This is a genomic window from Pantoea sp. USHLN256 (genome assembly GCF_037149875.1).
GTDB lineage: Bacteria > Pseudomonadota > Gammaproteobacteria > Enterobacterales > Enterobacteriaceae > Pantoea > Pantoea nemavictus.
The window spans coordinates 149,065-173,030 of the sequence record NZ_JBBCQO010000005.1 but is presented as its reverse complement, the minus strand read 5'-3'; the positions used below and the strand labels follow the sequence as shown (position 1 = coordinate 173,030).

At 54.1% G+C, this 23,966-nt stretch carries 20 protein-coding genes; 12 read left to right on the top strand and 8 right to left on the bottom strand.

The genetic code is table 11. The features are described 5' to 3' along the window. Positions 1–12: 12 nt before the first annotated feature. A complete protein-coding gene (gene nhaR, locus WFL93_RS14600) occupies positions 13–906 on the top strand; it encodes a transcriptional activator NhaR (RefSeq protein WP_336778440.1) in 894 nt (297 codons plus the stop codon). A 61-nt stretch (positions 907–967) separates the two neighbouring features. On the opposite strand, the gene rpsT is transcribed toward nhaR, so the two are convergent. Continuing rightward, the gene (rpsT, locus tag WFL93_RS14595; protein WP_036619798.1) at positions 968–1,231 is read right to left on the bottom strand and encodes a 30S ribosomal protein S20; all 264 of its coding nucleotides are present in this window, start codon (positions 1,229–1,231) and stop codon (positions 968–970) included. A 318-nt stretch (positions 1,232–1,549) separates the two neighbouring features. Between rpsT and ribF the strand changes: the two genes are divergently transcribed. The 10 genes from ribF (at position 1,550) to folA (ending at position 15,290) form a co-directional block, all read left to right on the top strand. After that, the gene (gene ribF, locus WFL93_RS14590) at positions 1,550–2,488 is read left to right on the top strand and encodes a bifunctional riboflavin kinase/FAD synthetase (protein ID WP_007884953.1); all 939 of its coding nucleotides are present in this window, start codon (positions 1,550–1,552) and stop codon (positions 2,486–2,488) included. Between the two features lie 27 nt (positions 2,489–2,515). Beyond that, positions 2,516–5,335: an isoleucine--tRNA ligase gene (ileS, locus tag WFL93_RS14585; RefSeq protein ID WP_336778439.1), complete on the top strand. Its 2,820-nt coding sequence runs from the start codon at positions 2,516–2,518 to the stop codon at positions 5,333–5,335. Beyond that, on the top strand, positions 5,335–5,835 hold the full coding sequence (gene lspA, locus WFL93_RS14580; RefSeq protein ID WP_007884955.1) for a signal peptidase II: 501 nt from the start codon (positions 5,335–5,337) through the stop codon (positions 5,833–5,835). Before ileS ends, lspA begins: the two co-directional genes overlap by 1 nt. 3 nt (positions 5,836–5,838) lie before the next feature. Then, positions 5,839–6,309 (top strand): FKBP-type peptidyl-prolyl cis-trans isomerase, encoded by a 471-nt coding sequence (fkpB, locus tag WFL93_RS14575; RefSeq protein WP_007884956.1) that lies wholly within the window; start codon positions 5,839–5,841, stop codon positions 6,307–6,309. After that, a complete protein-coding gene (gene ispH / locus WFL93_RS14570) occupies positions 6,290–7,243 on the top strand; it encodes a 4-hydroxy-3-methylbut-2-enyl diphosphate reductase (RefSeq protein WP_007884958.1) in 954 nt (317 codons plus the stop codon). The genes fkpB and ispH overlap by 20 nt, the downstream gene beginning before the upstream one ends. A 223-nt stretch (positions 7,244–7,466) precedes the next feature. Further along, positions 7,467–8,282: a 4-hydroxy-tetrahydrodipicolinate reductase gene (dapB, locus tag WFL93_RS14565; RefSeq protein WP_336778438.1), complete on the top strand. Its 816-nt coding sequence runs from the start codon at positions 7,467–7,469 to the stop codon at positions 8,280–8,282. Positions 8,283–8,751: 469 nt separating this feature from the next. After that, on the top strand, positions 8,752–9,900 hold the full coding sequence (gene carA, locus WFL93_RS14560) for a glutamine-hydrolyzing carbamoyl-phosphate synthase small subunit (RefSeq protein ID WP_336778437.1): 1,149 nt from the start codon (positions 8,752–8,754) through the stop codon (positions 9,898–9,900). Positions 9,901–9,913: 13 nt separating this feature from the next. After that, positions 9,914–13,138, top strand: coding sequence for a carbamoyl-phosphate synthase large subunit (gene carB / locus WFL93_RS14555; RefSeq protein ID WP_007884964.1), 3,225 nt, complete (start codon positions 9,914–9,916; stop codon positions 13,136–13,138). Between the two features lie 241 nt (positions 13,139–13,379). Then, on the top strand, positions 13,380–14,522 hold the full coding sequence (locus WFL93_RS14550) for a porin (protein ID WP_007884966.1): 1,143 nt from the start codon (positions 13,380–13,382) through the stop codon (positions 14,520–14,522). Between the two features lie 285 nt (positions 14,523–14,807). Further along, complete coding sequence (gene folA, locus WFL93_RS14545) at positions 14,808–15,290, top strand: type 3 dihydrofolate reductase (protein WP_049851433.1); 483 nt, start codon at positions 14,808–14,810, stop codon at positions 15,288–15,290. A gap of 52 nt (positions 15,291–15,342) precedes the next feature. Here folA and apaH read toward each other — a convergent pair whose 3' ends face one another. The 6 genes from apaH to lptD are packed head-to-tail and all read right to left on the bottom strand — an operon-like array spanning position 15,343 to position 22,162. Next, positions 15,343–16,212, bottom strand: coding sequence for a bis(5'-nucleosyl)-tetraphosphatase (symmetrical) ApaH (gene apaH / locus WFL93_RS14540; RefSeq protein WP_007884973.1), 870 nt, complete (start codon positions 16,210–16,212; stop codon positions 15,343–15,345). A gap of 49 nt (positions 16,213–16,261) precedes the next feature. Continuing rightward, positions 16,262–16,639: a Co2+/Mg2+ efflux protein ApaG gene (gene apaG, locus WFL93_RS14535; protein ID WP_049851435.1), complete on the bottom strand. Its 378-nt coding sequence runs from the start codon at positions 16,637–16,639 to the stop codon at positions 16,262–16,264. A gap of 4 nt (positions 16,640–16,643) precedes the next feature. After that, positions 16,644–17,468 (bottom strand): 16S rRNA (adenine(1518)-N(6)/adenine(1519)-N(6))-dimethyltransferase RsmA, encoded by an 825-nt coding sequence (gene rsmA / locus WFL93_RS14530; protein ID WP_007884976.1) that lies wholly within the window; start codon positions 17,466–17,468, stop codon positions 16,644–16,646. Continuing rightward, on the bottom strand, positions 17,461–18,453 hold the full coding sequence (gene pdxA / locus WFL93_RS14525; RefSeq protein WP_007884978.1) for a 4-hydroxythreonine-4-phosphate dehydrogenase PdxA: 993 nt from the start codon (positions 18,451–18,453) through the stop codon (positions 17,461–17,463). The genes rsmA and pdxA overlap by 8 nt, the downstream gene beginning before the upstream one ends. Beyond that, positions 18,443–19,738, bottom strand: a complete 1,296-nt coding sequence (gene surA / locus WFL93_RS14520) for a peptidylprolyl isomerase SurA (RefSeq protein WP_007884980.1) — start codon at positions 19,736–19,738, stop codon at positions 18,443–18,445. Before surA ends, pdxA begins: the two co-directional genes overlap by 11 nt. A 54-nt stretch (positions 19,739–19,792) precedes the next feature. Further along, entirely contained in the window at positions 19,793–22,162 is a 2,370-nt protein-coding gene (gene lptD, locus WFL93_RS14515) for an LPS assembly protein LptD (RefSeq protein ID WP_193372766.1), read from the bottom strand. A 182-nt stretch (positions 22,163–22,344) separates the two neighbouring features. On the opposite strand from lptD, the gene djlA reads away from it, so the two are divergent. Continuing rightward, the gene (gene djlA / locus WFL93_RS14510) at positions 22,345–23,157 is read left to right on the top strand and encodes a co-chaperone DjlA (protein WP_007884983.1); all 813 of its coding nucleotides are present in this window, start codon (positions 22,345–22,347) and stop codon (positions 23,155–23,157) included. A gap of 145 nt (positions 23,158–23,302) precedes the next feature. On the opposite strand, the gene rluA is transcribed toward djlA, so the two are convergent. After that, positions 23,303–23,962, bottom strand: a complete 660-nt coding sequence (gene rluA, locus WFL93_RS14505; RefSeq protein ID WP_336778436.1) for a bifunctional tRNA pseudouridine(32) synthase/23S rRNA pseudouridine(746) synthase RluA — start codon at positions 23,960–23,962, stop codon at positions 23,303–23,305. Positions 23,963–23,966 lie beyond the last annotated feature (4 nt).

Below are 23,966 nucleotides of genomic sequence, written 5' to 3'. Positions count from 1 at the left end.
CCTTTTTTGCCAATGAATCAGCTCAACTTTAATCATCTCTACTATTTCTGGCAGGTGTGTAAAACCGGTTCGGTGGTGCGTGCAGCGGATGTGCTGTGCCTGGCGCCACAAACTGTCACCGGCCAAATTAAAGTACTGGAAGAGCAGCTCGGCGGGGTGTTGTTTCGTCGTCAGGGGCGCGGATTAGTGCCCAGTGAATTGGGGCAGCTGGTATTTCGTTATGCCGATCGTATGTTCATGCTGAGCCAGGAAATGCTCGATATCGTTAACTATCGCAAAGAGTCACATCTGCTGTTTGATGTCGGCGTGGCGGATGCGCTATCGAAGCAGTTAGTGAGTAAAGTGCTTGAGGCGGCGGTGGTGGCAGAAGAGAGAATTCATTTGCGCTGCTTTGAATCGACACACGAAATGCTGCTGGAGCAGCTTAGCCAACATAAGCTGGATATGATCCTCTCCGATTGTCCTATTGATTCTACCCAGCAGGAAGGGCTGTTTTCGGTGAAGCTGGGCGAGTGTCCAATCAGTTTCTGGTGCAACACACCTGTACCGGCGCAGCCTTTTCCCGCCTGCCTCGAAGAGCGCCGCTTACTGATCCCTGGTCGTCGTTCGATGCTGGGGCGCAAATTGCTGAACTGGATTCACAGCCAGGGCTTGCAGGTCGAGATTCTGGGTGAGTTTGATGATGCGGCCTTAATGAAGGCATTTGGCGCGCTTAACAACGCGATATTCGTGGCTCCCACGCTTTATGGCGACGGCATTTATCGTGATGATGCTATCAGGGAGATTGGTCGTTTGGATGCGGTGATGGAGGAGTATCACGTCATTTTTGCTGAAAGGATGATTCAGCATCCGGCCGTGCAGCGTATTTGCAATCGCGATTTCAGCGCGCTATTTACCCGCGAATAACAGGCATAAAAAAACCGGCTAAGCGCCGGTTCTTTTTACAAAGCGATGAACAGACGGGCGATTAAGCCAGTTTGTTGATCTGTGCAGTCAGGTTTGCTTTATGACGTGCAGCTTTGTTTTTGTGGATCAGACCTTTAGCAGCCTGACGGTCCACGAGTGGTTGCATTTCGTTGAATGCGTTCTGCGCAGCAGCTTTGTCGCCTGTTGCGATAGCCGCGTATACTTTCTTGATGAAAGTACGCATCATTGAACGGTTGCTTGCGTTATGCTTGCGACGTTTCTCAGATGTTACGGCGCGTTTCTTAGCTGATTTGATATTAGCCAAGGTCCAACTCCCAAATGTGATCTATATGGACAAATCAAAGGCCGAGGACTATGCCTTTTGCGCCTTCTTATGTCAATGGATTTGTGCAAATAAGCGTCGTTTTAAAAACAACACTCGATTACGTAATTGATGGCGCAGGATTCTACCAGCAACGCGGCGTTGAATACAGTATTTCGCAGCAAAAATCTTCAGATCCTCGCTAAGCAACTGGCCACGCGTGGAATAAGCCGCTCCAGAAGCAGGAAAGGCACGTATACGGGTTAACCTAAACGCCATTCAAGGGTATAATCCGCCGATTTCCACCGGTTTGAGTCAGCCATGAAGTTTATCCGCGGTATTTACAATCTGAAAGAGCAGCATCGCGGCTGCGTCCTGACCATAGGCAATTTTGACGGCGTACATCGCGGCCACCAGGCTTTGATGGCGGAGCTGATTGCCGAAGGACGTCAACGCAATCTGCCGGTGGTGGTGATGCTGTTCGAGCCACAACCGCTTGAACTGTTTGCCGGCGATAAAGCCCCGGCGCGCCTTACACGTTTGCGTGAAAAGCTGAAATACCTTGAGCAAGCCGGTGTTGATGCGGTGTTGTGCGTGCGTTTTGATCGCCGCTTCGCCGCGCATTCGGCGCAGAGTTTTATTGCTGAATTGCTGGTGGACAAGTTGAACGTGAAGTTCCTTGCCGTGGGCGATGATTTCCGCTTTGGCGCTGGTCGCCAGGGGGATTTCCTGCTATTACAGAAAGCCGGTGCGGAGTATGGCTTCGAGGTCATCAGCACCCAGACTTACTGTGACAGCGGCAAGCGCATCAGCAGCACGGCGGTACGTCAGGCGCTGGCGCAGGATGATTTCGCGCAAGCCGAAGCGCTGCTGGGCCATCCGTTCAGCATCTCAGGTCGCGTCGTGCACGGTGATGCACTGGGGCGCACCATCGGTTTTCCTACTGCTAACCTCCCTTTACGTCGTACCGTTACGCCGGTTAAAGGCGTGTTTGCGGTTGAAGTTTTGGGCCTTGGTGAGCAGCCGCTGCCGGGCGTGGCCAACATTGGTACGCGTCCTACGGTAAAAGGTTTACGTCAGCAGCTTGAAGTTCACCTGCTCGACACAAATATGAATCTCTATGGACGCCACATTGACGTGGTATTGAAACAGAAGATTCGCGATGAACAGCGTTTCGCTTCGCTGGACGCGTTGAAAGAACAAATTGCGAAAGATGTGGTGACGGCCCGCCAATTCTTTGGGCTAAAAACACCGGTTTAATGACCGAAATACGGAATCGAGAATCTGATGAGTGACTATAAATCTACCCTGAATTTGCCGGAAACGGGGTTCCCGATGCGTGGCGATCTGGCCAAGCGCGAACCGGGAATGCTGCAACGTTGGTATGATGACAACCTGTACGGCATCATCCGCGAAGCCAAAAAAGGGAAAAAAACCTTTATTTTGCATGATGGCCCTCCCTATGCGAACGGCAGCATTCATATCGGTCACTCAGTTAACAAGATTCTGAAAGACATTATCGTTAAGTCGAAAGGCATGGCGGGCTATGACTCGCCGTACGTTCCAGGCTGGGACTGCCACGGCTTGCCGATTGAACACAAAGTTGAGCAGATGATTGGCAAGCCGGGCGAGAAGGTGAGCGCGGCTGAATTTCGTGCAGCTTGCCGTCAATATGCGGCTGAACAGGTTGAAGGTCAGAAAAATGACTTCATCCGTCTCGGCGTATTAGGCGACTGGGATCGTCCTTACCTGACGATGAATTTCCAGACAGAAGCCAACATCATCCGCGCACTGGGTAAAATCATCGGCAACGGCCATCTGCACAAAGGCGCTAAGCCGGTGCACTGGTGTATGGATTGCCGCTCAGCGCTGGCCGAAGCGGAAGTCGAGTACTACGACAAAACCTCACCCTCCATCGACGTGATGTTCAATGCCGTTGATGCTGACGCAGTACGCGCTAAGTTTGGCGTCACCGCTTCAGAAGGCCCGGTTTCTCTGGTTATCTGGACCACCACGCCGTGGACCATGCCGGCCAACCGCGGGATCTCGCTGCATCCGGAATTTGAATACCAGCTGCTGCAGATTGAAGGCCGCAGCCTGATCCTCGCTAAAGAGATGGTTGAGAGCGTGATGAAGCGCGCTGGCATTAGCGACTGGACAGTGCTGGGCGAATGCAACGGCGCTGCGCTGGAGCTGCAGCTGTTCCAGCATCCGTTCCTTGAGCAGATCCAATCTAAAGTGGTTCTGGGTGAGCACGTTACGCTGGAAGCTGGTACCGGTGCGGTACACACCGCGCCAGGCCACGGCCCGGATGACTATGTCATCGGTCAGAAATATGGTCTGGAGACCGCCAATCCGGTTGGTCCGGACGGCGCCTATCTGCCAGGCACTTATCCAACGCTGGATGGTGTGAACGTCTTTAAAGCTAACGACATGATCGTTGAGCTGTTGAAAGAGAAAGGTGCGCTGCTGCACGTTGAAAAACTGCTGCATAGCTATCCGCACTGCTGGCGTCACAAAACGCCGATCATCTTCCGTGCCACGCCGCAATGGTTCATCAGCATGGATCAGAAAGGTCTGCGTGCGCAGTCGCTGAAAGAGATCAAAGGCGTGCAGTGGATCCCTGATTGGGGCCAGGCGCGTATCGAAGCGATGGTCGCTAACCGTCCAGACTGGTGTATCTCACGTCAGCGTACGTGGGGCGTGCCGATGGCGCTGTTCGTGCATAAAGAGAGCGAGCAGTTGCATCCAGATACGCTGGAGCTGATGGAAAAAGTCGCCAAACGGGTTGAGCAGGACGGCATCCAGGCGTGGTGGGATCTCGACCCGCGTGACCTGATGGGCGACGACGCTGACCACTACGTTAAAGTGCCAGACACCTTAGACGTCTGGTTCGACTCCGGATCAACCAGCTACGCGGTCGTTGATGCGCGTGCAGAGTTTGGTGGTCACACGCCAGATATGTATCTGGAAGGTTCGGATCAGCATCGCGGCTGGTTCATGTCTTCTCTGATGATCTCTACCGCGATGAAAGGCAAAGCGCCTTATCGTCAGGTACTGACGCACGGCTTCACCGTCGATGGTCAGGGTCGCAAAATGTCGAAATCTATCGGCAACACCGTGGCACCGCAGGACGTGATGGATAAGCTGGGCGCGGACATTCTGCGTCTGTGGGTCGCCTCAACCGATTACTCCGGTGAGATGGCGGTATCCGACGAAATCCTCAAACGTGCCGCAGACAGCTATCGTCGTATCCGTAACACCGCGCGTTTCCTGCTGGCTAACCTTGCTGGCTTCAACCCGGCGACCGATTGCGTTAAGCCGGAAGAGATGGTGGTGGTGGATCGCTGGGCGGTCGGCCGCGCGCTGGCAGCGCAGCAGGATATCGTGCAGTCCTACGAGAACTATGATTTCCATGAAGTGGTGCAGCGCCTGATGCACTTCTGCTCCATCGAAATGGGCTCGTTCTATCTTGATGTGATCAAAGATCGTCAGTACACCGCGAAAGGTGACAGCCTGGCGCGTCGCAGCTGCCAAACCGCACTGTGGCACATCGTTGAAGCGCTGGTGCGCTGGATGGCGCCAATCATGTCCTTCACTGCTGACGAAATCTGGGGCTATCTGCCGGGCGAGCGTGCGAAATACGTGTTCACCGAAGAGTGGTACCAGGGTCTGTTTGGTCTGGCGGAGAACGAAGCGCTGAACGACGCTTATTGGGATGACCTGCTGAAAGTTCGCGGCGAAGTGAACAAGGTCATTGAGCAAGCGCGTAGTGATAAACGCATCGGTGGTGCGCTGGAAGCCACGGTCACGCTTTACGCAGATGCCGAGCTGGCAGCCAAGCTGCAGGCGCTGGGCGATGAGCTGCGTTTTGTGCTGCTAACCTCAGGTGCGACCGTAGCGGATTACGCCACGGCCAGCGATGAAGCGCAGCAGAGCGAGCTGTTAAAAGGTCTGAAAATTGCGCTGCACAAAGCAGAAGGCGAGAAATGTCCGCGCTGCTGGCATTACACTACTGACGTTGGCCAGAATCCGGAGCATGCTGCAGTGTGTGGTCGTTGCTACACCAACGTCGCCGGCAATGGCGAACAGCGGAAATTTGCCTGATGAGTAAAGCGCTCTCTTCGACTGGTTTGCGCTGGCTGTGGCTGGTGCTGGTGGTGATCGCCATCGATTTTGGCAGCAAGATGTGGATCATCAACAACATGATGCTGCATGAAACGCAGCCGCTGATGCCGTTCCTGAACCTGTTCTACGCGCACAATTATGGCGCGGCGTTCAGTTTCCTGGCCGACAAAGGCGGCTGGCAGCGCTGGTTCTTTGCCGGTATCGCCGTTGCTATCGTGGTGGCGCTGCTGGTGATGATGTATCGCAATGCGGCCACGAACAAATTAACCAATATTGCCTACGCGCTGATTATTGGCGGGGCGTTAGGTAACCTGTTTGACCGTTCATATCACGGCTTTGTGGTCGATTTTATCGACTTCTATGTCGGAGACTGGCACTTCGCGACCTTTAACATTGCTGACTGTGCCATCTGCATCGGCGCGGCGCTGGTGGTGCTGGAAGGTTTTCTCAGCCCGAACGGCAAACCGGCTAAGGAATAAAAGATGACAGACTTAGTTCAGCGCGATAGCGCGTTGCTGGTGCATTTCACGCTGAAGCTGGAAGATGGTTCGACAGCTGAATCCACGCGCGCCAACGGCAAACCTGCGCTGTTCCGTCTGGGCGATGGTAGCCTGTCGGGCGCGCTGGAACAGCAGCTGATCGGGCGTAAAGTGGGCGATAAGCACGCGTTTACGCTGGAACCGGAAGATGCGTTTGGTGGCACCAGTCCGGATCTGGTTCAGTACTTCTCGCGCCGTGACTTTAACGATGCGGGCGAGCCGGAAGTGGGTGCCATTATGCTGTTTAGCGGTCGAGGCGGCAGCGAAATGCCGGGTGTGATTCGTGAAGTTTCCGGCGACTCGATCACCGTGGATTTCAACCATCCGCTAGCGGGTCAACGCATTCAGTTCGACATTGAAGTGCTGGAGATTGATCCGGTGCTGGAGGGCAACGATGCAAATCCTGTTAGCTAACCCGCGCGGTTTCTGCGCAGGCGTCGATCGCGCCATCAGCATCGTTGAGCGCGCGCTGGAGATGTATGGCGCGCCCATCTATGTGCGTCACGAAGTGGTGCATAACCGCTACGTGGTAAGCAGCCTGCGCGAGCGCGGCGCCATCTTCATTGAAGAGATCGCCGAAGTGCCAGACAACGCGATTTTGATCTTCTCGGCGCACGGTGTCTCACAAGCGGTTCGCGCCGAAGCCAAAGCACGTAATCTCACCATGTTGTTCGATGCCACCTGTCCGCTGGTGACCAAAGTGCATATGGAAGTCGCGCGCGCCAGCCGCAAAGGTGTCGAAGCGATCCTCATTGGTCACGCGGGCCATCCCGAAGTGGAAGGCACCATGGGCCAATACAGTAATCCGAACGGTGGCATGTATCTGGTGGAATCACCGGAAGATGTGTTTAAGCTGAACGTGAAAGATGAGCGCAATCTGTGCTTTATGACGCAGACTACGCTCTCCGTCGATGATACCTCGGACGTGATTGATGCTTTGCGTCAGCGCTTCCCGGCAATTATCGGTCCACGTAAAGATGACATCTGCTATGCCACCACTAACCGTCAGGAAGCGGTACGCGTGTTGGCGCGTGATGCTGAAGTGGTGCTGGTGGTGGGGTCGAAAAACTCCTCTAACTCTAATCGCCTGGCGGAACTGGCGCAGCGTGCTGGCAAGCTGGCGAAGCTGATTGATTCAGCGGATGACATCCAGGAAGAGTGGGTCAAAGATAAGCAGATCATCGGCGTCACCGCGGGAGCATCAGCGCCGGATATTCTGGTGCAGCAGGTAATCCAGCGTTTGCGTGAGCTCGGCGGAGAAGCAGCCATTGAGCTGATTGGTCGCGAAGAGAACATCGTGTTTGAAGTACCGAAAGAGCTGCGCGTCGACGTACGCAACGTGCAGTAAGCGCTTCGCGCCACAGTAAAAATCAGGCCGACATTGTTCGGCCTTTTCTTTGTCTGTCGCCACCTAAAATCCCACTTCCAGCATGCGGGATTGCTTTTACTGATAATGTTTCGCGGCTGGCATAAAATTCTTATTATCCCTTTATTATTGTGGCGTGACGGTTATCTGACCGTTAACCTGTTTACGCTTTATATGCATAGATTTGTATCAGGAATGAATAATTATGAGTGAAATCCGCATTGCTATCGTTGGTGCGCCGGGTCGCATGGGACGCAATTTGATTCAGGCCGTTCAGCAGGCGGAAGGTGTGGTGCTCGGTGCCGCATTGGCGCGCAGCGGTTCCTCGCTGTTGGGTGTTGATGCGGGGGAGTTGGCGGGCATCGGCAAAACCGGCGTGATCGTCACCGACGATCTGCATCAGGTGAGCAATGATTTCGATGTCTTAATCGACTTCACCCGCCCAGAAGGCACGCTGGAGTATCTGGCGTTTTGCCGCCAGCACAAAAAGGCGATGGTGATCGGTACCACCGGTTTTGATGAGGCGGGTAAAGCAGCGATTCGCGCGGCTGCGCAAGAGATTGGTATCGTGTTTGCCGCCAACTTCAGCGTTGGCGTCAATCTGGTGCTAAACCTGCTGCAGCAGGCAGCGAAAGTGATGGGTGACTACGCGGATATTGAAATTGTAGAAGCGCATCACCGTCATAAAGTTGATGCACCATCAGGTACCGCGCTGGCAATGGGCGAAGCCATTGCCGATGCCATGAACTGGAAGCTGGACGAGCATGCGGTGTATGCCCGTGAAGGCCATACCGGTGAGCGTAAAGCACAAACCATCGGTTTCGCTACGGTGCGCGCCGGCGATATCGTGGGCGAACATACTGCGATGTTTGCGGATATCGGCGAGCGCGTAGAGATTACCCACAAGGCTTCCAGCCGCATGACCTTCGCAAATGGCGCGGTTAAGGCTGCAAGCTGGCTTAAGAACAACAAATCTGGCCTTTATGACATGCGTGACGTGCTGGATTTATCGATGTTGTGAGTGTTGTGAACCATCGTGATGTGGTTATTTCAATCGGTAAGACCTTGATTGACGAGGGCAATGTTTTCATTGCCCTTTATTTTATCTATAAATAACCATCTTGTTGTATATTGATTATGAAGTCTTTATTTATCGCGGTTTTTGAGTGTTTATCAGCCTGCTTAAGTCCATTTTTGACCATTTGGTCAAAAATTTATGCGTGCTAGCACCACTTTGTTATTATTGCCGTCAGGCAACCGATTATTTTTCCGAGTTATCACGCTCTTTTGTCGCCTTTCCCCGTTTTTAACATTCAGTTGCCCGAAATATACAAAAAAATAGCCACATGGTGTAGACAAGCTGCGGGTCGATCATTAGAATGCGCGCAATTTGCCAAAATTCGAGTACTCAGGCGGGTTTTGCATTGATTCTGGCACTGCTTTTGAATTAATATGCAAATATTGTGACTGTTTATTCCCTGGAGGATGTTTTGATTAAGTCAGCGCTCTTGGTTCTGGAAGACGGAACCCAATTCCACGGTCGGGCCATCGGGGCAACGGGGTCGGCAGTGGGAGAAGTTGTTTTCAACACTTCAATGACCGGTTATCAAGAAATCCTCACTGATCCTTCCTATTCTCGCCAAATCGTTACCCTCACTTATCCCCATATCGGCAATGTTGGCGTTAACGCCGCCGATGAAGAATCCAGCCAAATCCATGCTCAAGGCCTCGTTATTCGCGATCTGCCGCTGATTACCAGCAACTTCCGCAGTGAAGAGAGTCTGTCAGCTTACCTGCAGCGCAATAACATCGTCGGTATCGCCGATATCGACACGCGCAAACTGACCCGTTTGCTGCGTGAGAAAGGTGCTCAGAGTGGCTGCATTATTGCGGGCGATAATCCGGATGCCGCACTGGCGCTACAGAAAGCGCAGGCGTTCCCGGGCTTGAAAGGGATGGATCTGGCGAAAGAAGTCACCACCGCAGAGACCTACGCATGGCAGCAGGGCAGTTGGACGCTGGAAGGCGACCTGCCGGAGCAGAAAAGCGCGGAAGCGCTGCCGTTCCATGTGGTGGCCTATGATTACGGCGCTAAGCGTAATATCCTGCGCATGCTGGTGGATCGCGGTTGCCGCCTGACGGTGGTACCGGCACAAACCCCGGCAGACGAGGTGCTGGCACTTAATCCAGACGGTATTTTCCTGTCGAATGGCCCTGGCGATCCTGAGCCGTGCGACTATGCCATTAACGCGATTCAGACGTTCCTGAACACGGACATTCCAGTGTTCGGCATCTGCCTCGGCCATCAGTTATTAGCGCTGGCGAGCGGTGCTAAAACCATCAAGATGAAGCTCGGCCACCACGGCGGCAACCACCCGGTGAAAGATCTCGATAACAATACCGTGATGATTACCGCCCAGAACCACGGTTTTGCGGTTGATGACAGCCAGTTGCCAGCGAATCTGCGCGTGACGCATGTGTCGCTGTTCGACAAAACCGTGCAGGGCATTCATCGCACCGACAAACCGGCCTTCAGCTTCCAGGGACATCCGGAAGCGAGCCCAGGCCCGCACGACGCGGCGCCGCTGTTCGATCACTTTATCGAACTGATTGAAGCTTACCGTTCTAACGCGAAGTAATCAGGAGCCCACGATGCCAAAACGTACAGACATAAAATCCATCCTGATCCTTGGCGCTGGCCCGATCGTAATCGGCCAGGCATGTGAATTTGACTACTCCGGTGCGCAAGCGTGTAAAGCGCTGCGCGAAGAGGGTTACCGCGTCATTCTGGTGAACTCGAACCCGGCCACAATCATGACCGACCCGGAAATGGCCGATGCCACCTACATCGAGCCGATTCACTGGGAAGTGGTACGCAAAATTATCGAAAAAGAGCGCCCGGATGCGGTGCTGCCGACCATGGGCGGCCAGACTGCGCTGAACTGTGCGCTGGAGCTGGAGCGTCAAGGCGTGCTGGCTGAATTCGGCGTCACCATGATTGGTGCCACCGCCGATGCGATTGACAAAGCCGAAGATCGCCGCCGTTTCGACGTAGCGATGAAAAGCATTGGTTTGGGCACAGCGCGTTCCGGTATTGCGCACAACATGGAAGAAGCGCTGGCGGTGGCCGAAGACGTTGGCTTCCCGTGCATCATCCGTCCTTCCTTTACCATGGGCGGCACCGGCGGCGGTATCGCCTATAACCGCGAAGAGTTCGAAGAGATTTGCGAGCGCGGTCTGGATCTGTCACCAACCAATGAGCTGCTGATTGACGAGTCGCTGATTGGCTGGAAAGAGTACGAGATGGAAGTGGTGCGTGATAAAAACGATAACTGCATCATCGTCTGCTCAATCGAAAACTTCGATGCGATGGGCATCCACACCGGTGACTCGATCACCGTGGCGCCAGCGCAAACCCTGACCGACAAAGAGTATCAAATCATGCGTAACGCCTCGCTGGCGGTACTGCGTGAGATCGGTGTAGAAACCGGCGGTTCTAACGTCCAGTTCTCGGTGAACCCGAAAGATGGCCGTATGATCGTTATCGAAATGAACCCGCGCGTGTCCCGTTCGTCGGCGCTGGCATCGAAAGCTACCGGCTTCCCGATTGCAAAAGTGGCAGCGAAGCTGGCGGTGGGCTTCACCCTCGATGAGCTGATGAACGACATCACCGGCGGCTTAACGCCTGCGTCGTTTGAACCCTCTATCGACTACGTCGTGACCAAAATTCCTCGTTTCAACTTCGAGAAGTTTGCTGGCGCCAACGATCGCCTGACTACGCAGATGAAATCAGTGGGTGAAGTGATGGCGATTGGCCGTACTTTCCAGGAATCGATGCAGAAAGCGCTGCGCGGCCTGGAAGTGGGCGCCAACGGTTTTGACCCGAAGGTCAGCCTGGACGATGCCGAAGCACTGACGCGCATTCGCCGTGAACTGAAAGATGCCGGTTCTGACCGTATCTGGTACATCGCCGATGCCTTCCGTGCCGGCATGTCGGTGGATGGCGTGTTCAATCTCACCAACATCGACCGCTGGTTCCTGGTACAGATTGAAGAGCTGGTGCGTCTGGAAGAGCAGGTTGAGCGCGAAGGCGTGAACTCGCTGAATGCTGAATTCCTGCGGGCCCTGAAGCGTAAAGGCTTTGCCGATGTGCGTCTGGCCACGCTGGCCGGCGTTTCAGAAGGCGAAATTCGCAAGCTGCGTCAGCAGTTTAATCTGCACCCGGTCTACAAACGCGTCGATACCTGCGCCGCTGAATTTGCCACCGATACCGCGTATATGTACTCAACCTACGAGGAGGAGTGCGAAGCCAATCCAAATCAGGATCGTGAAAAAATTATGATTCTGGGCGGTGGTCCAAACCGTATCGGCCAGGGTATCGAGTTTGATTACTGCTGCGTGCATGCGGCGCTGGCACTGCGTGAAGACGGTTACGAAACCATCATGGTTAACTGTAACCCGGAAACCGTATCGACCGATTACGACACCTCAGATCGCCTCTACTTCGAGCCGGTCACGTTGGAAGATGTGCTGGAAATCGTGCGCATTGAGCAACCAAAAGGCGTCATCGTGCAGTATGGCGGTCAGACTCCGCTGAAACTGGCGCGCGCGCTGGAAGCGGCCGGCGTGCCGGTGATTGGTACCAGCCCGGATGCCATTGACCGTGCAGAAGACCGTGAACGTTTCCAGCAGGCGGTTGATCGCCTGAATCTGAAGCAACCGGCGAACGCCACCGTTGCCACGCTGGAGCAGGCGGTAGAAAAAGCGGCCGGTATCGGCTATCCGCTGGTGGTACGTCCTTCTTATGTGCTGGGCGGCCGCGCGATGGAAATCGTTTACGATGAAATCGACCTGAAGCGCTACTTCCAGACCGCGGTTTCGGTCTCTAACGATGCGCCGGTGTTGCTGGATCGTTTCCTCGACGACGCGGTTGAAGTGGATGTTGATGCGATTTGCGACGGCGAGCGTGTGCTGATTGGCGGCATTATGGAGCACATCGAGCAGGCAGGCGTGCACTCCGGTGACTCCGCATGTTCACTGCCAGCCTACACACTGAGCACTGAAATTCAGAACGTGATGCGTCAGCAGGTAGAGAAACTGGCCTTTGAGCTGAACGTACGCGGCTTGATGAACGTGCAGTTTGCGGTGAAGGACAACGAGGTTTACCTGATTGAGGTTAACCCGCGTGCCGCACGTACCGTACCGTTTGTGTCGAAAGCCACCGGCGTGGCGCTGGCGAAAGTAGCGGCGCGCGTAATGGCCGGCAAAACGCTGGCGGAGCAGGGCGTCACCAAAGAAGTGATTCCTCCGTATTACTCGGTAAAAGAAGTGGTGCTGCCGTTCAACAAGTTCCCAGGCGTTGACCCGATTCTCGGCCCTGAAATGCGCTCTACCGGTGAAGTGATGGGCGTTGGTCGAACCTTCGCAGAAGCCTTTGCGAAAGCGATGCTGGGCGCGCAGAGCAATATGAAGAAAACCGGCCGTGCACTGTTGTCAGTACGTGAAGGCGATAAGAAACGTATCGTCGACCTGGCGGCGAAGCTGCAGAAGTTTGGTTTCGAGCTGGATGCGACGCACGGCACCGCAGTGGTACTGGGCGAAGCTGGCATTAATCCACGTCTGGTGAACAAGGTGCATGAAGGTCGTCCGCACATTCAGGATCGTCTGAAGAACGGCGAATATGCTTACATCGTGAACACCACTGCAGGACGTCAGGCGATTGAAGACTCTAAGCTGATTCGTCGCAGCGCACTGCAATATAAAGTGCATTACGACACTACGCTAAATGGCGGTTTTGCTACCGCGATGGCGCTGAATGCGGATCCCACCGAGCAGGTGATTTCCGTGCAGGAAATGCATGCGCAAATTAAAGGCTAATCAGTTCGTTAGCTAAAATAAGCGGCTCCTTCGGGAGCCGTTTTTATTTTGTCATTTTGCTGCAATATGGAAATGCTTATACGTTAAAATTCTTTAGATTTGACATAACTTTTATCAGTTGATGCGGAAAAAGTTACACCTCGGAATATCCGCACAAAATTATAAATAAGAACCCAGTAAGCGCACCGTACTATTTCGCTCGCTCACCAATAGAGCGCTCACCTTAACTGGGATATAAAAAATGCAAATGCGTGCTTTCACTCTCAGCGCTATTGCTGCGTTACTCGCAGCGGCGCCACTCGCCAGCCAGGCGGAAATTACTTTACTCAAGCAGGATCCCCAGGCGGGCGATCCGCTCAGCCGTCTCGACTTCAAAGTGGGCGGCAGTATTCGTCCGCAGTTCCAGCACCAGAATGGTGTAAACGACCAATCCTATAAACGTAATGGCTATGATGGCGGTTCACGTTTCCGCTTCACTGCGAATTACTACCTGTTTGATGACGTAAGCTGGGTCGGTTACTACGAGCTGGGTGTTAACTTCCCGGCTTGGTGGGGTTGGGACAATCATCATGCTGATGGCGCCAACAATACCACCCGTCGCCAGCTTTACACGGGCTTCAAAAGTGCCACGTTGGGTGAGCTCTACTTTGGTCAGCAGAACAGCGTTTACTACGATGTAGTGGGCGCGAAGACCGATATCTGGGACTATGACATGTTGGCTCAGGGCCCAGGCAACGGTATCAATGGCGATTACGATGGTTCATATCGCTCGCGCAAAATGTTGAAGTACAAAAACACCTTCGGCGATGCAGATGTGTATGCATCTTATCTGTTTGAAGATAACGAGTTCCTGCCGGGTAACGGCCTACGCTACAAGCGTAAAGGCGGCGGATCGCTGGGTGTGAACTATCACATCACCAAAGATCTGGCATGGGGAACCGCGTGGAACTACACCCGCGCAGATATCCGTAATCCAGGCAATGGTGACAGCAAGCGCTACGACCAGAATATCTACGGTACCGCATTGAGCTGGACGCCTGATAACTGGACGCTGTCAGCAGGAGCGGGTTGGTATGAAAACTTCTCTCCAACCAAACGTAATACGGTAAACAACTACTTCGCGGATGACGCGTGGGGTATTGAATATTTTGCCGGTTACAAATTCCCAATCGGTCAGTATGCGGTGAAATCAATTCAGCCTTACTTCATGGGTGACCGTCTGGAGTTCGTCAACGGACGTGATTACAAACGTATCGATAATGGGGTTGGCGTGAGCGCACAACTCGACTACGGCTTCCGTATTGATTACGAATATGTCATCACCTCAAGCACCGACAAATCACTGGGTAACGTCAACCTGGTGCGTCTGCGCTACGATTTCTAAATCGTCTTGACGGCTCCTGCGGGAGCCGTTTTCTTTTGGCGCACAGAGTGCGTTTTTCTTTACACTGCCATACCGAGTGTCCACGGATTCGTGCTGAGTTGTGCCGCCTCGCCAGCAATTTCTGGCGCCTCTCCCCGCTATTGCTGGGAAAGTCGGTGTAAAACTCTGTCCAATAACAAAAGTGCGGTGGCATCGGAGCTTTACGCAAATAGCGGGGTCGGCCTATCGACGAAAGTTTCGCCTTTACGTATGATGGCGCCAATTTTTTCCAGTAGGTCTTTTAACATGATTAGTCTGATCGCGGCACTGGCAACGGATCGCATTATTGGTATGGAAAACGCCATGCCATGGAATCTGCCAGCAGATTTGGCGTGGTTCAAACGTAATACCCTGAATAAGCCAGTGATTATGGGCCGCCTGACCTTTGAATCCATTGGCCGTCCGCTGCCTGGACGTCTTAATATTGTGGTCAGCAGCCAGCCTGGCAACCATGATGGCGTAACCTGGGTGACCTCGCTGGAAGAGGCGGTGAAAGCTGCGGGCGATGTAGAAGAGATGATGGTGATTGGCGGTGGACGCGTTTACGAGCAGATGCTGGCGCGCGCAGATCGTCTGTATCTGACGCATATCGACGCGGAAGTGGAAGGGGATACGCAATTCCCGGATTATGAGCCGGATGAGTGGCAATCAACCTTTAGCGAATTCCACGATGCCGACGAGCAGAACTCGCACAGCTACTGCTTTGAGATTCTGGATCGCCGTAAGTAGGGTTGGCCTTCAGGTGACCAATAAAAAACCCCGCTAAAGCGGGGTTTTTTAATTACGGCGTATCGCTTAACGGTGGATGTGCGCTGGCGGCGCTTTCCGCCATCGCCTGTTCACGATTCGAGGCTTGCACGTAATATTGTTTGGTTTCCCAATGCAACAGCGTCAGTGTTCCGCCCCAGCAGCAACCGGTATCCAGACCAATTACGTGTTCCGGTGTACCTTTTCCTTCCAGTGATGCCCAATGACCGAAAATCTGCGTGTAGTCGCTGTCGATCTTGCTCGGCACCATAAACCACGGCTTCAGCGGCGGTGGTGCAGATTCCGGGGATTCCTTGCAAATCATATCCAGCTGACCATTTGGAAAGCAGAAGCGCATGCGCGTTAGCGCATTGGTGCTAAACCGCAGGCGCGCCAGCCCGCTAAGCTCCGGCGTCCAGTTGTTTGGCATGTCGCCGTACATGGCGTCGAGAAACAGCGGATAGCTGTCGCTGGAAAGCACCGCTTCTACTTCGCGCGCGCATAACTGCGCCGTTTCCAGATCCCACTGCGGTGTAATCCCGGCATGCGCCATTAATAGCTTCTTCTCTTCATCTACCTGCAGCAGCGGCTGACGACGTAACCAGTTGATCAGTTCATCGGCATCATCGGCTTCCAGCAGCGGCGTCAGGCGATCTTTCGGCTTATTACGGCTGATACCGGCAAACACCGCCAGCAGGTGTAGATCGTGATTGCCCAGCACCAGGCGCACGCAATCGCCCAGCGATTTCACATAGCGCAACACATTGAGCGAGCCGGGCCCGCGCGCCACCAGATCGCCGGTGAGCCACAATGTGTCCTGCTGCGGATCGAAATCGACCTGCGCCAGCAGCGCACGAAGCTCGTCATAACAGCCATGGATATCGCCAATCAGGTATGTACTCATTGTCAGTCCGGTTAAAACGCGCCGCCCGGACGGGCCGGGCGGAGGAGGATTAATGAATGTGGGTTTGCACCGCAAGTCGGAACACGGGAATTTCGACGTGGAACTCTTCGCCCGCTTCATCGATCATCACATAGTGACCCTGCATAGTGCCCATCGGCGTTTCAAGAATCGCGCCGCTGGTGTATTGATACTCGCCGCCGGCCGCGATGTGCGGCTGCTCGCCGACCACGCCTTCGCCCTGGACTTCAGTCTCGCGACCGTTACCGTTGGTGATCAGCCAATAGCGGCTGCGCAGCTGTACGCTGCTGCGCCCTAGATTGCGGATGGTGATGGTGTAGGCAAACACGTAGCGATCCTCGTCGGGCAAGGATTGCGACTCCACATACTGACTATGTACATGGATACAGACGCGGGCCAGTTCACTCATGCACTCAATTCTCCGGGTTTTCAGCCTGATGCTTGCTCAACCAGTTTGCCAGTTGGCAATATTGCGCCACAGAAACGTTTTCTGCACGCAGTGAGGCATCGATATCTAATTGATCCAGCGCACCAGCCGCAAACATATGAGCAAGGCTGTTGCGCAGCGTTTTACGGCGTTTACCAAAGGCTTCTGTGGTAATGCGGCTCAGCAGACGAATATCGCTCACCGGATGCTGTGGCTGCGTATAAGGCACCAAACGCACCACGGCCGAATCTACTTTCGGTGGCGGCGTGAACGATTCAGGCGGCACTTCGAGCACAGGGATAACCTGACAATAGTACTGCGCCATCACGCTCAGACGACCATAAGCTTTGCTGCCTGGACCGGCGACTAAACGATTCACCACTTCTTTCTGCAACATGAAGTGCATGTCTTTAATCGAACCAGTATAGCTGAAAAGGTGGAACATCAGCGGCGTGGAGATGTTGTACGGCAGGTTGCCAAATACGCGCAGCGGCTGACCTTTCTCCTGCGCCAGGGCAGAAAAATCAAAGGTCATCGCATCCTGCTGGAAGATGGTCAGCTTAGGGCCGAGGAACGGGTGAGTTTGCAGACGCGCGGCAAGGTCGCGGTCCAGCTCGACAACGGTCAGCTCATCCAGACGCTCGCCTACCGGTTCGGTTAACGCACCAAGGCCGGGGCCAATTTCCACAATGGCTTCGCCTTTTTGCGGATGAATGGCGGAGACAATGCTGTCGATAATGTACTGATCGTTCAGGAAGTTCTGCCCGAAACGTTTACGGGCATAATGCCCCTGATGGACGCGATTATTCATTACTGCTCTTGATCATAGTGATGGCGAGATTAAGCGCCGTGATAAAGCTGCCCGGTTCCGCTTGACCCAGTCCGGCTAATTCAAGCGCGGTGCCGTGGTCGACAGAAGTCCGGATAAAGGGCAGGCCAAGCGTGATATTTACCGCCCGGCCAAACCCCTGAAATTTTAGCACCGGTAAGCCCTGGTCGTGATACATCGCCAGCACTGCGTCGGCATGTTGCAGGTATTTCGGCTGGAATAACGTATCCGCTGGCAGTGGTCCAGTGAGTTGGATGCCTTGCTGACGCAGCTCATTGAGTGCCGGAATAATGGTATCAATCTCTTCACGGCCCATATGGCCGCTCTCGCCGGCATGCGGATTGAGGCCGCAGACGAAGATATGCGGATTTGGCAAACCAAACTTTAGCTGAAGATCGCGATGCAAAATCGTGATCACTTCATGCAGCGTGTCGCGAGTAATTGCTGCAGACACATCTTTCAACGGCAGATGCGTCGTGGCTAAGGCGACGCGCAACTCTTCAGTTGCCAGCATCATAACCACTAAATCGCCACCGGCGCGATCGGCGAAAAATTCGGTGTGACCGGTAAACGGGATGCCCGCGTCGTTGATCACGCCTTTATGTACTGGCCCGGTAATCAGCGCAGCGAATTCACCCTTCAGACAACCATCGCAGGCGCGCGTCAGCGTTTCCAGCACATAGTGGCTGTTAGCGACGCACAGTTCACCAGCGGTGACGGGCTGCGCGGTATCCACTTGCAGTAGCGTAAGGGTACCGGCCTGCTGCGGTTGTGCCGCGACGCCAGGCTGATAGTCGCGCAGCGTCAGCGGTAAACCCAATAAAGCAGCGCGACGGCGCAAAAGCTCGCCGTCGCCGCAGACCACCAATTCAACGGGCCAGTTTTGCTGCGCCAGTTGAACGGTGAGGTCGGGACCAATCCCGGCGGGTTCGCCGGGAGTGATCGCTACACGATAATTACTGACCATTGTTATCCAGAATTTTCACGTAAGCACTGGCGCGCTGTTCCTGCATCCAGGTTTGCGCTTCTTCCGCGAATTTACGGTTGAACAGCATACGATAGGCGCGCTCTTTCTGCGCAGCATCGGTCTTATCGACCTGACGCGTATCCAGCAGCTGAATCAGATGCCAGCCGAAGGAGGAGTGAACTGGCTGGCTCACCTGGCCTTTCTGCAGTTTCAACAGTGCATCGCGGAATGCCGGATCGTAAATTTCCGGTGATGCCCAGCCAAGATCGCCGCCCTGATTGGCAGAACCCGGATCGTCAGAGAACTGCTTGGCCGCTGCGGCGAAGGTGGTTTTACCGCTTTGAATGTCGGCTGCGATCTGTTCGATCTTCGCTTGAGCCTGCGCGTCAGTCAGAATCGGTGACGGTTTCAGCAGGATGTGGCGCGCGTGTACTTCAGTCACGGAGATGTTTTTACTCTCGCCACGCAGATCGTTCACCTTCAGGATATGGAAGCCGACACCTGAACGGATTGGGCCGACGATATCGCCTTTCTTCGCCGTGCTCAGCGCCTGCGAGAACAGCGTTGGCAGCTCTTCGATTTTGCCCCAACCCATGTTGCCGCCTTTCAGCGCTTGTGGATCGGCTGAGTAAGTGACGGCCAGTTTGCCGAAGTCAGCACCGCTTTTCAGCTGAGCAACCAATTGGCGCGCCAGCGTTTCCTGATCGTCAACCTGTTGTTGCGTTGGGTTCTCTGACAGTGGCAGCAGAATCTGGCTAATGTTCAGTTCCGTACCTTGGCTGTTCTGCGCTCCGACCTGAGCGGCCAACGTGTCCACTTCCTGCGGCAGGATGGTGACGCGGCGACGCACTTCGTTATTACGCACTTCGGCAATCATCATCTCTTTGCGGATCTGCGCGCGATAGACGTTGTAGTTCATACCGTCGTAAGCCAGACGACTACGCAGCTGATCAAGACTCATGCGATTCTGTGCGGCAATGTTTTGAATAGCCTGATCCAGTTGCTGATCGCTAATCTGCACGCCTGCTTTTTCACCCATTTGCAGAATGATGTTATCCATGACCTGGCGTTCAAGGATTTGATGACGCAATGTGTTGTCATCAGGGAGCTGCTGGTTTGCCTGCTGCGCCTGTGATTTCACGGTGCGCATCATGTCATCAACGTCACTTTCGAGTACCACGCCGTTATTTACGACTGCGGCAACTTTATCAACCACTTGTGGGGCTGCGAACGCAGTGTTAGCGGTAATCGCCACACCAAGAATCAGCATTCTCCAGTTCTTCATACTTTATCCATTGTTGTTTCCGCACTGCGGGATAGCCTGTCAAATATCACAACATCAGAAAGCGCGCTGGTAAGGGATGATGCCCTGACGCAGCATTTGATTGGTGCCTAAGCCATAGTTGGAACTCAGACCACGCAGCTCAATGTTGAATGAGATTTGGTTGTCATACTTACTGTCGTTGTTTTCCCAACCGTTGATCTTGCGTTCGTAACCCAGACGAATGGCATAGCAGCACGAGCTGTACTGCAGTCCGACCATTTGTTCAGCAGGACGGCTGTTGCGCGTATCGTAGTAGTAACCGCCCACCAGTGACCAGGCATCTGCAATCGGCCAGCTGGCAGTGGTACCCACCTGTGAAATCCCGTTTTTGTAGATCGGGTTAGTCACCAGGTTTGAGTTGTTCAGGGCCTGTGCCACATATTCCGGGCTGCTGTAGCGATAGCTCAGCTGCACCATACGGTCGGCGTCCTGACGATACTCAACTACCGCATTACCCTGCGATACGTCATCAAGGCGGGTGTCATATTGCAGTCCGCCACGCGCGCCCCAGCGATCGCTGATTTTCCAGTAGGTGTCGCCGGCCCAGACCAGGCTGCCGGTGTCATCTTCTTTATTTGTCTGGTTTACGCCGGTACGAGACGGGGTAAACGAGTAGATTTGACCCACAGAAACGTTAAAACGTTCAACCAGATCGTTATCATAAATACGCGTGGTGACACCGGTCGCCACTTCGTTCGCCGAAGCGATACGATCGAGGCCGCTATAAGTACGATCGCGGAACAGACCGGTGTAGTCGGTTTGCAGCAGCGTTGAGTCGTATGGATAGATATCGCTTTGATTGCGATACGGGACGTAAAGATACTGAACACGTGGTTCCAGCGTCTGGGTGTAGCCTGGCTCCCAATCCATATCACGGTCAAACACTAAGCGACCATCCACTTTGAACTGCGGCAGGGTACGATTGACCGAGTTCTTCAGCTGGTTATCACCGGCGGTATTAATTGAAGTGTTGTAGTAATCAACTTCATCCTGCTGGTAATGGGTAGCGAGGAATTTTGCTTCGGTATCCAGACTTGCCCAGCCATTTGACAGCGGAAGATCCAGCGTTGGCTCGATGTGCAAACGTGTCGCTTCAGGCATGCGGCTATTCACGTTGGTGAATTTAACCGCCTGCGCATAGACGCGGCCATCGAACGGTCCAATATCATTCTGATAAAAGTTTAGGTCGAGCTGCGGCTGCGCTCGGTAGACGTTTCGATTGCTGGTCGTACCGAAGACCTGGAAGTCTTTGCTCGACAGCGTAGCGTCCCAGTTGGTGTCCGCATAGCCAAAGCTGAATTTCTGCGTGGCGTAACCGTCGGTTGAGCTGTAGTACTTCGACTCAAGATCGTTGAAGTAATAAGGATCGCTGACTTTGGTGTAGTCGGCGTTAAAGCGCCAGTGCTGATCGTAAACGCCCGCATGACGCCAGTAGAATAACCAGCGATCGGAGCTGTCATTCTCTGCGATTCCGCGCACCGCTTTATCGTTGTCGTATTGCTTATCTGACTTCAGGTAGTCCAGCTCCATCAAGCCTGCGCCAAACACCGTCAGATAGCGGAATTCGTTCTGCAATTGCAGACCGCGTTTTTCCATATAATGCGGTGTAATAGTGGCATCGGCCTGCGGTGCAATGTTCCAGTAGTACGGCAACATGAATTCGAAGCCGTCATTGCTACCGTACTTCGCATTCGGGATCAGGAAACCGGAACGGCGACGATCGCCAATCGGCAGCTGCAAATAGGGGCTGTAGAACACTGGCACATTGCCGAGTTTAAAGCGGGCGTTCCAGATTTCCGCGACTTCTTCTTCGCGGTCCTGAATCACCTCGGAACCGACCACGCTCCAGCTGTTGGAACCCGGCAAGCAGGAAGTGAAGCTGCCGTTTTCCAGAATGGTGTACCGATTGTTACCGCGCAGTTTCATCTGATCGGCATCGCCGCGGCCCTGGCGGCCAACCATCTGATAATCACCATTCCACACGTTGGTGTCTTTGGTGTTCAGATTTGACCAGGCTTTCGGACCTTTGAGGATGACCTGGTTGTCGTCATAGTGCACATTACCCAGCGCATCCACGGTGCGAACCGGCGTGGTTTGCCCATCTTGCGGACGCTGATGCAGTTGCATCTCGTCAGCGCGCAAGCGGCTATTGCCCTGTTGCACATCGACGTTGCCAGTGAACACCGCGTCATTCGGATAATTGCCTTTGGCTGAATCAGAATTGATGGTGACCGGCAGCGAATTGGTATCGCCATTAACCAGCGGGCGGTTGTAGCTCGGCACGCCCAGCATGCACTGCGACATCAGATCGTCGGCAAGTGATGACTGGCTATAAAGCGCTGCACCAATCATGGTAGCCAGCAAGGTAGGTATACGTTTTTTCATACGCGGTTTCGATAATTCCATGAAAACTGGCATCATGCCGACAATCCGGTCAGAGACTAACTTACTGCCCGGCGTTGCGCCAGTGTTAATCCTTTTCTGTCCGCGTTGCCGTTAGGCGCTGAGATAAATGACAGGTATGATAATGCAATTTTCAGCCGCAAGCATGGCGAATTGAGGAGTTTATGCGCTACTGGGGAAAAGTAATTGGTCTGGCACTCGGTATATTTTCCGGGGCGGGCTTTTGGGGCATTGTACTGGGTCTGATCATTGGTCACATGTTTGACAAAGTGCGCAGCGTAAAAGGGCAGGGATATTTCGCCAATAACCAGGCGCGACAGACACTGTTTTTCAGTACCACCTTCCAGGTGATGGGCCATTTGACCAAGTCAAAAGGGCGCGTTACCGAAGCGGATATCCAGATTGCTTCCTTATTTATGGATCGTATGCAGCTGCATGGTGATGCGCGCAGCGCTGCACAGCGTGCGTTTCGCGAAGGCAAGCAGAGCGACTATCCGCTGCGCAATAAACTGCGCGAGCTACGCAGCGCCTGTTTTGGCCGTTTCGATCTGATTCGTATGTTTCTGGAAATCCAGATCCAGGCCGCTTTCGCCGATGGTTCACTGCATCCCAACGAACGTCAGGTGCTGTATGTCATTGCGGAAGAGCTAGGCATCTCGCGCGCGCAGTTCGATCAGTTCCTGCGCATGATGGAGGGCGGGCAGCAGTTTGGCGGCGGCGGTTCTTCCTACGGCGGTGCGTATCAGCAGACCCAACGCGGGCCCACGCTGGAAGATGCCTGTAGCGTGCTGGGCGTGAAAAGCAGCGATGATAGCACCACCATCAAACGCGCTTATCGTAAGCTAATGAGCGAGCATCATCCTGATAAACTGGTGGCGAAAGGATTACCGCCAGAGATGATGGAGATGGCGAAACAGAAAGCGCAGGAAATCCAGGCGGCTTACGATTTGATTCGTAAGGAGAAGGGGTTTAAGTAAGTTTGTTTTTCCCTCACCCTAGCCCTCTCCCGCAAGCGGGCGAGGGAACCGTTTATTGCGATGTTAAGGTTCTGTGCTTTATCTGCAAATCCACTCACCCCAACCCTCTACCGCGTGCGGGCAAGGGTTGGGGTGAGGGAAGAAACTAAAAATCCGCCGGCTGCCTAAACGTCATACTGTTACCAAACGCCGGATGGGTAATCGTCAGAGATTCGGCATGCAGCTGCAAACGCGGGGCCATCGCCAGCGCCTCTTGGTGCGCATAAAAGCGGTCACCGAGAATCGGATGCCCCAGCGCCAGCAGATGTACACGCAGCTGATGTGAACGTCCGGTAATCGGCTTCAGCTTGATGCGCGCGCTGTGAGTCGCCTCGTACTCCAGCACCTGATACTCCGTTTGCGCCGCCTTGCCGTTCTCGAAACACACCATCTGCTTCGGCCGATTCGGCCAGTCGCAAATCAGCGGCAGATCGATTAACCCTTCTTCTGCCGCCGGATGTCCCCAAACACGCGCCACATAATACTTAGAGGGCTCGCGCTCACGAAACTGGCGCTTGAGTTCACGCTCTGCCGCTTTATTCAGGGCCACGATTATCACGCCGCTGGTGGCCATATCAAGACGATGCACCGATTCCGCCTGCGGGAAATCACGCTGGATGCGCGTCATCACGCTATCCTTGTGCTCCTCAAGACGGCCCGGCACTGACAGCAACCCGCTCGGTTTATTCACCACCATAATGTGCTCGTCCTGATAGAGAATATGCAGCCAGGGCTCGAGCGGCGGGTTGTAGGCTTCCATCAGCATGATG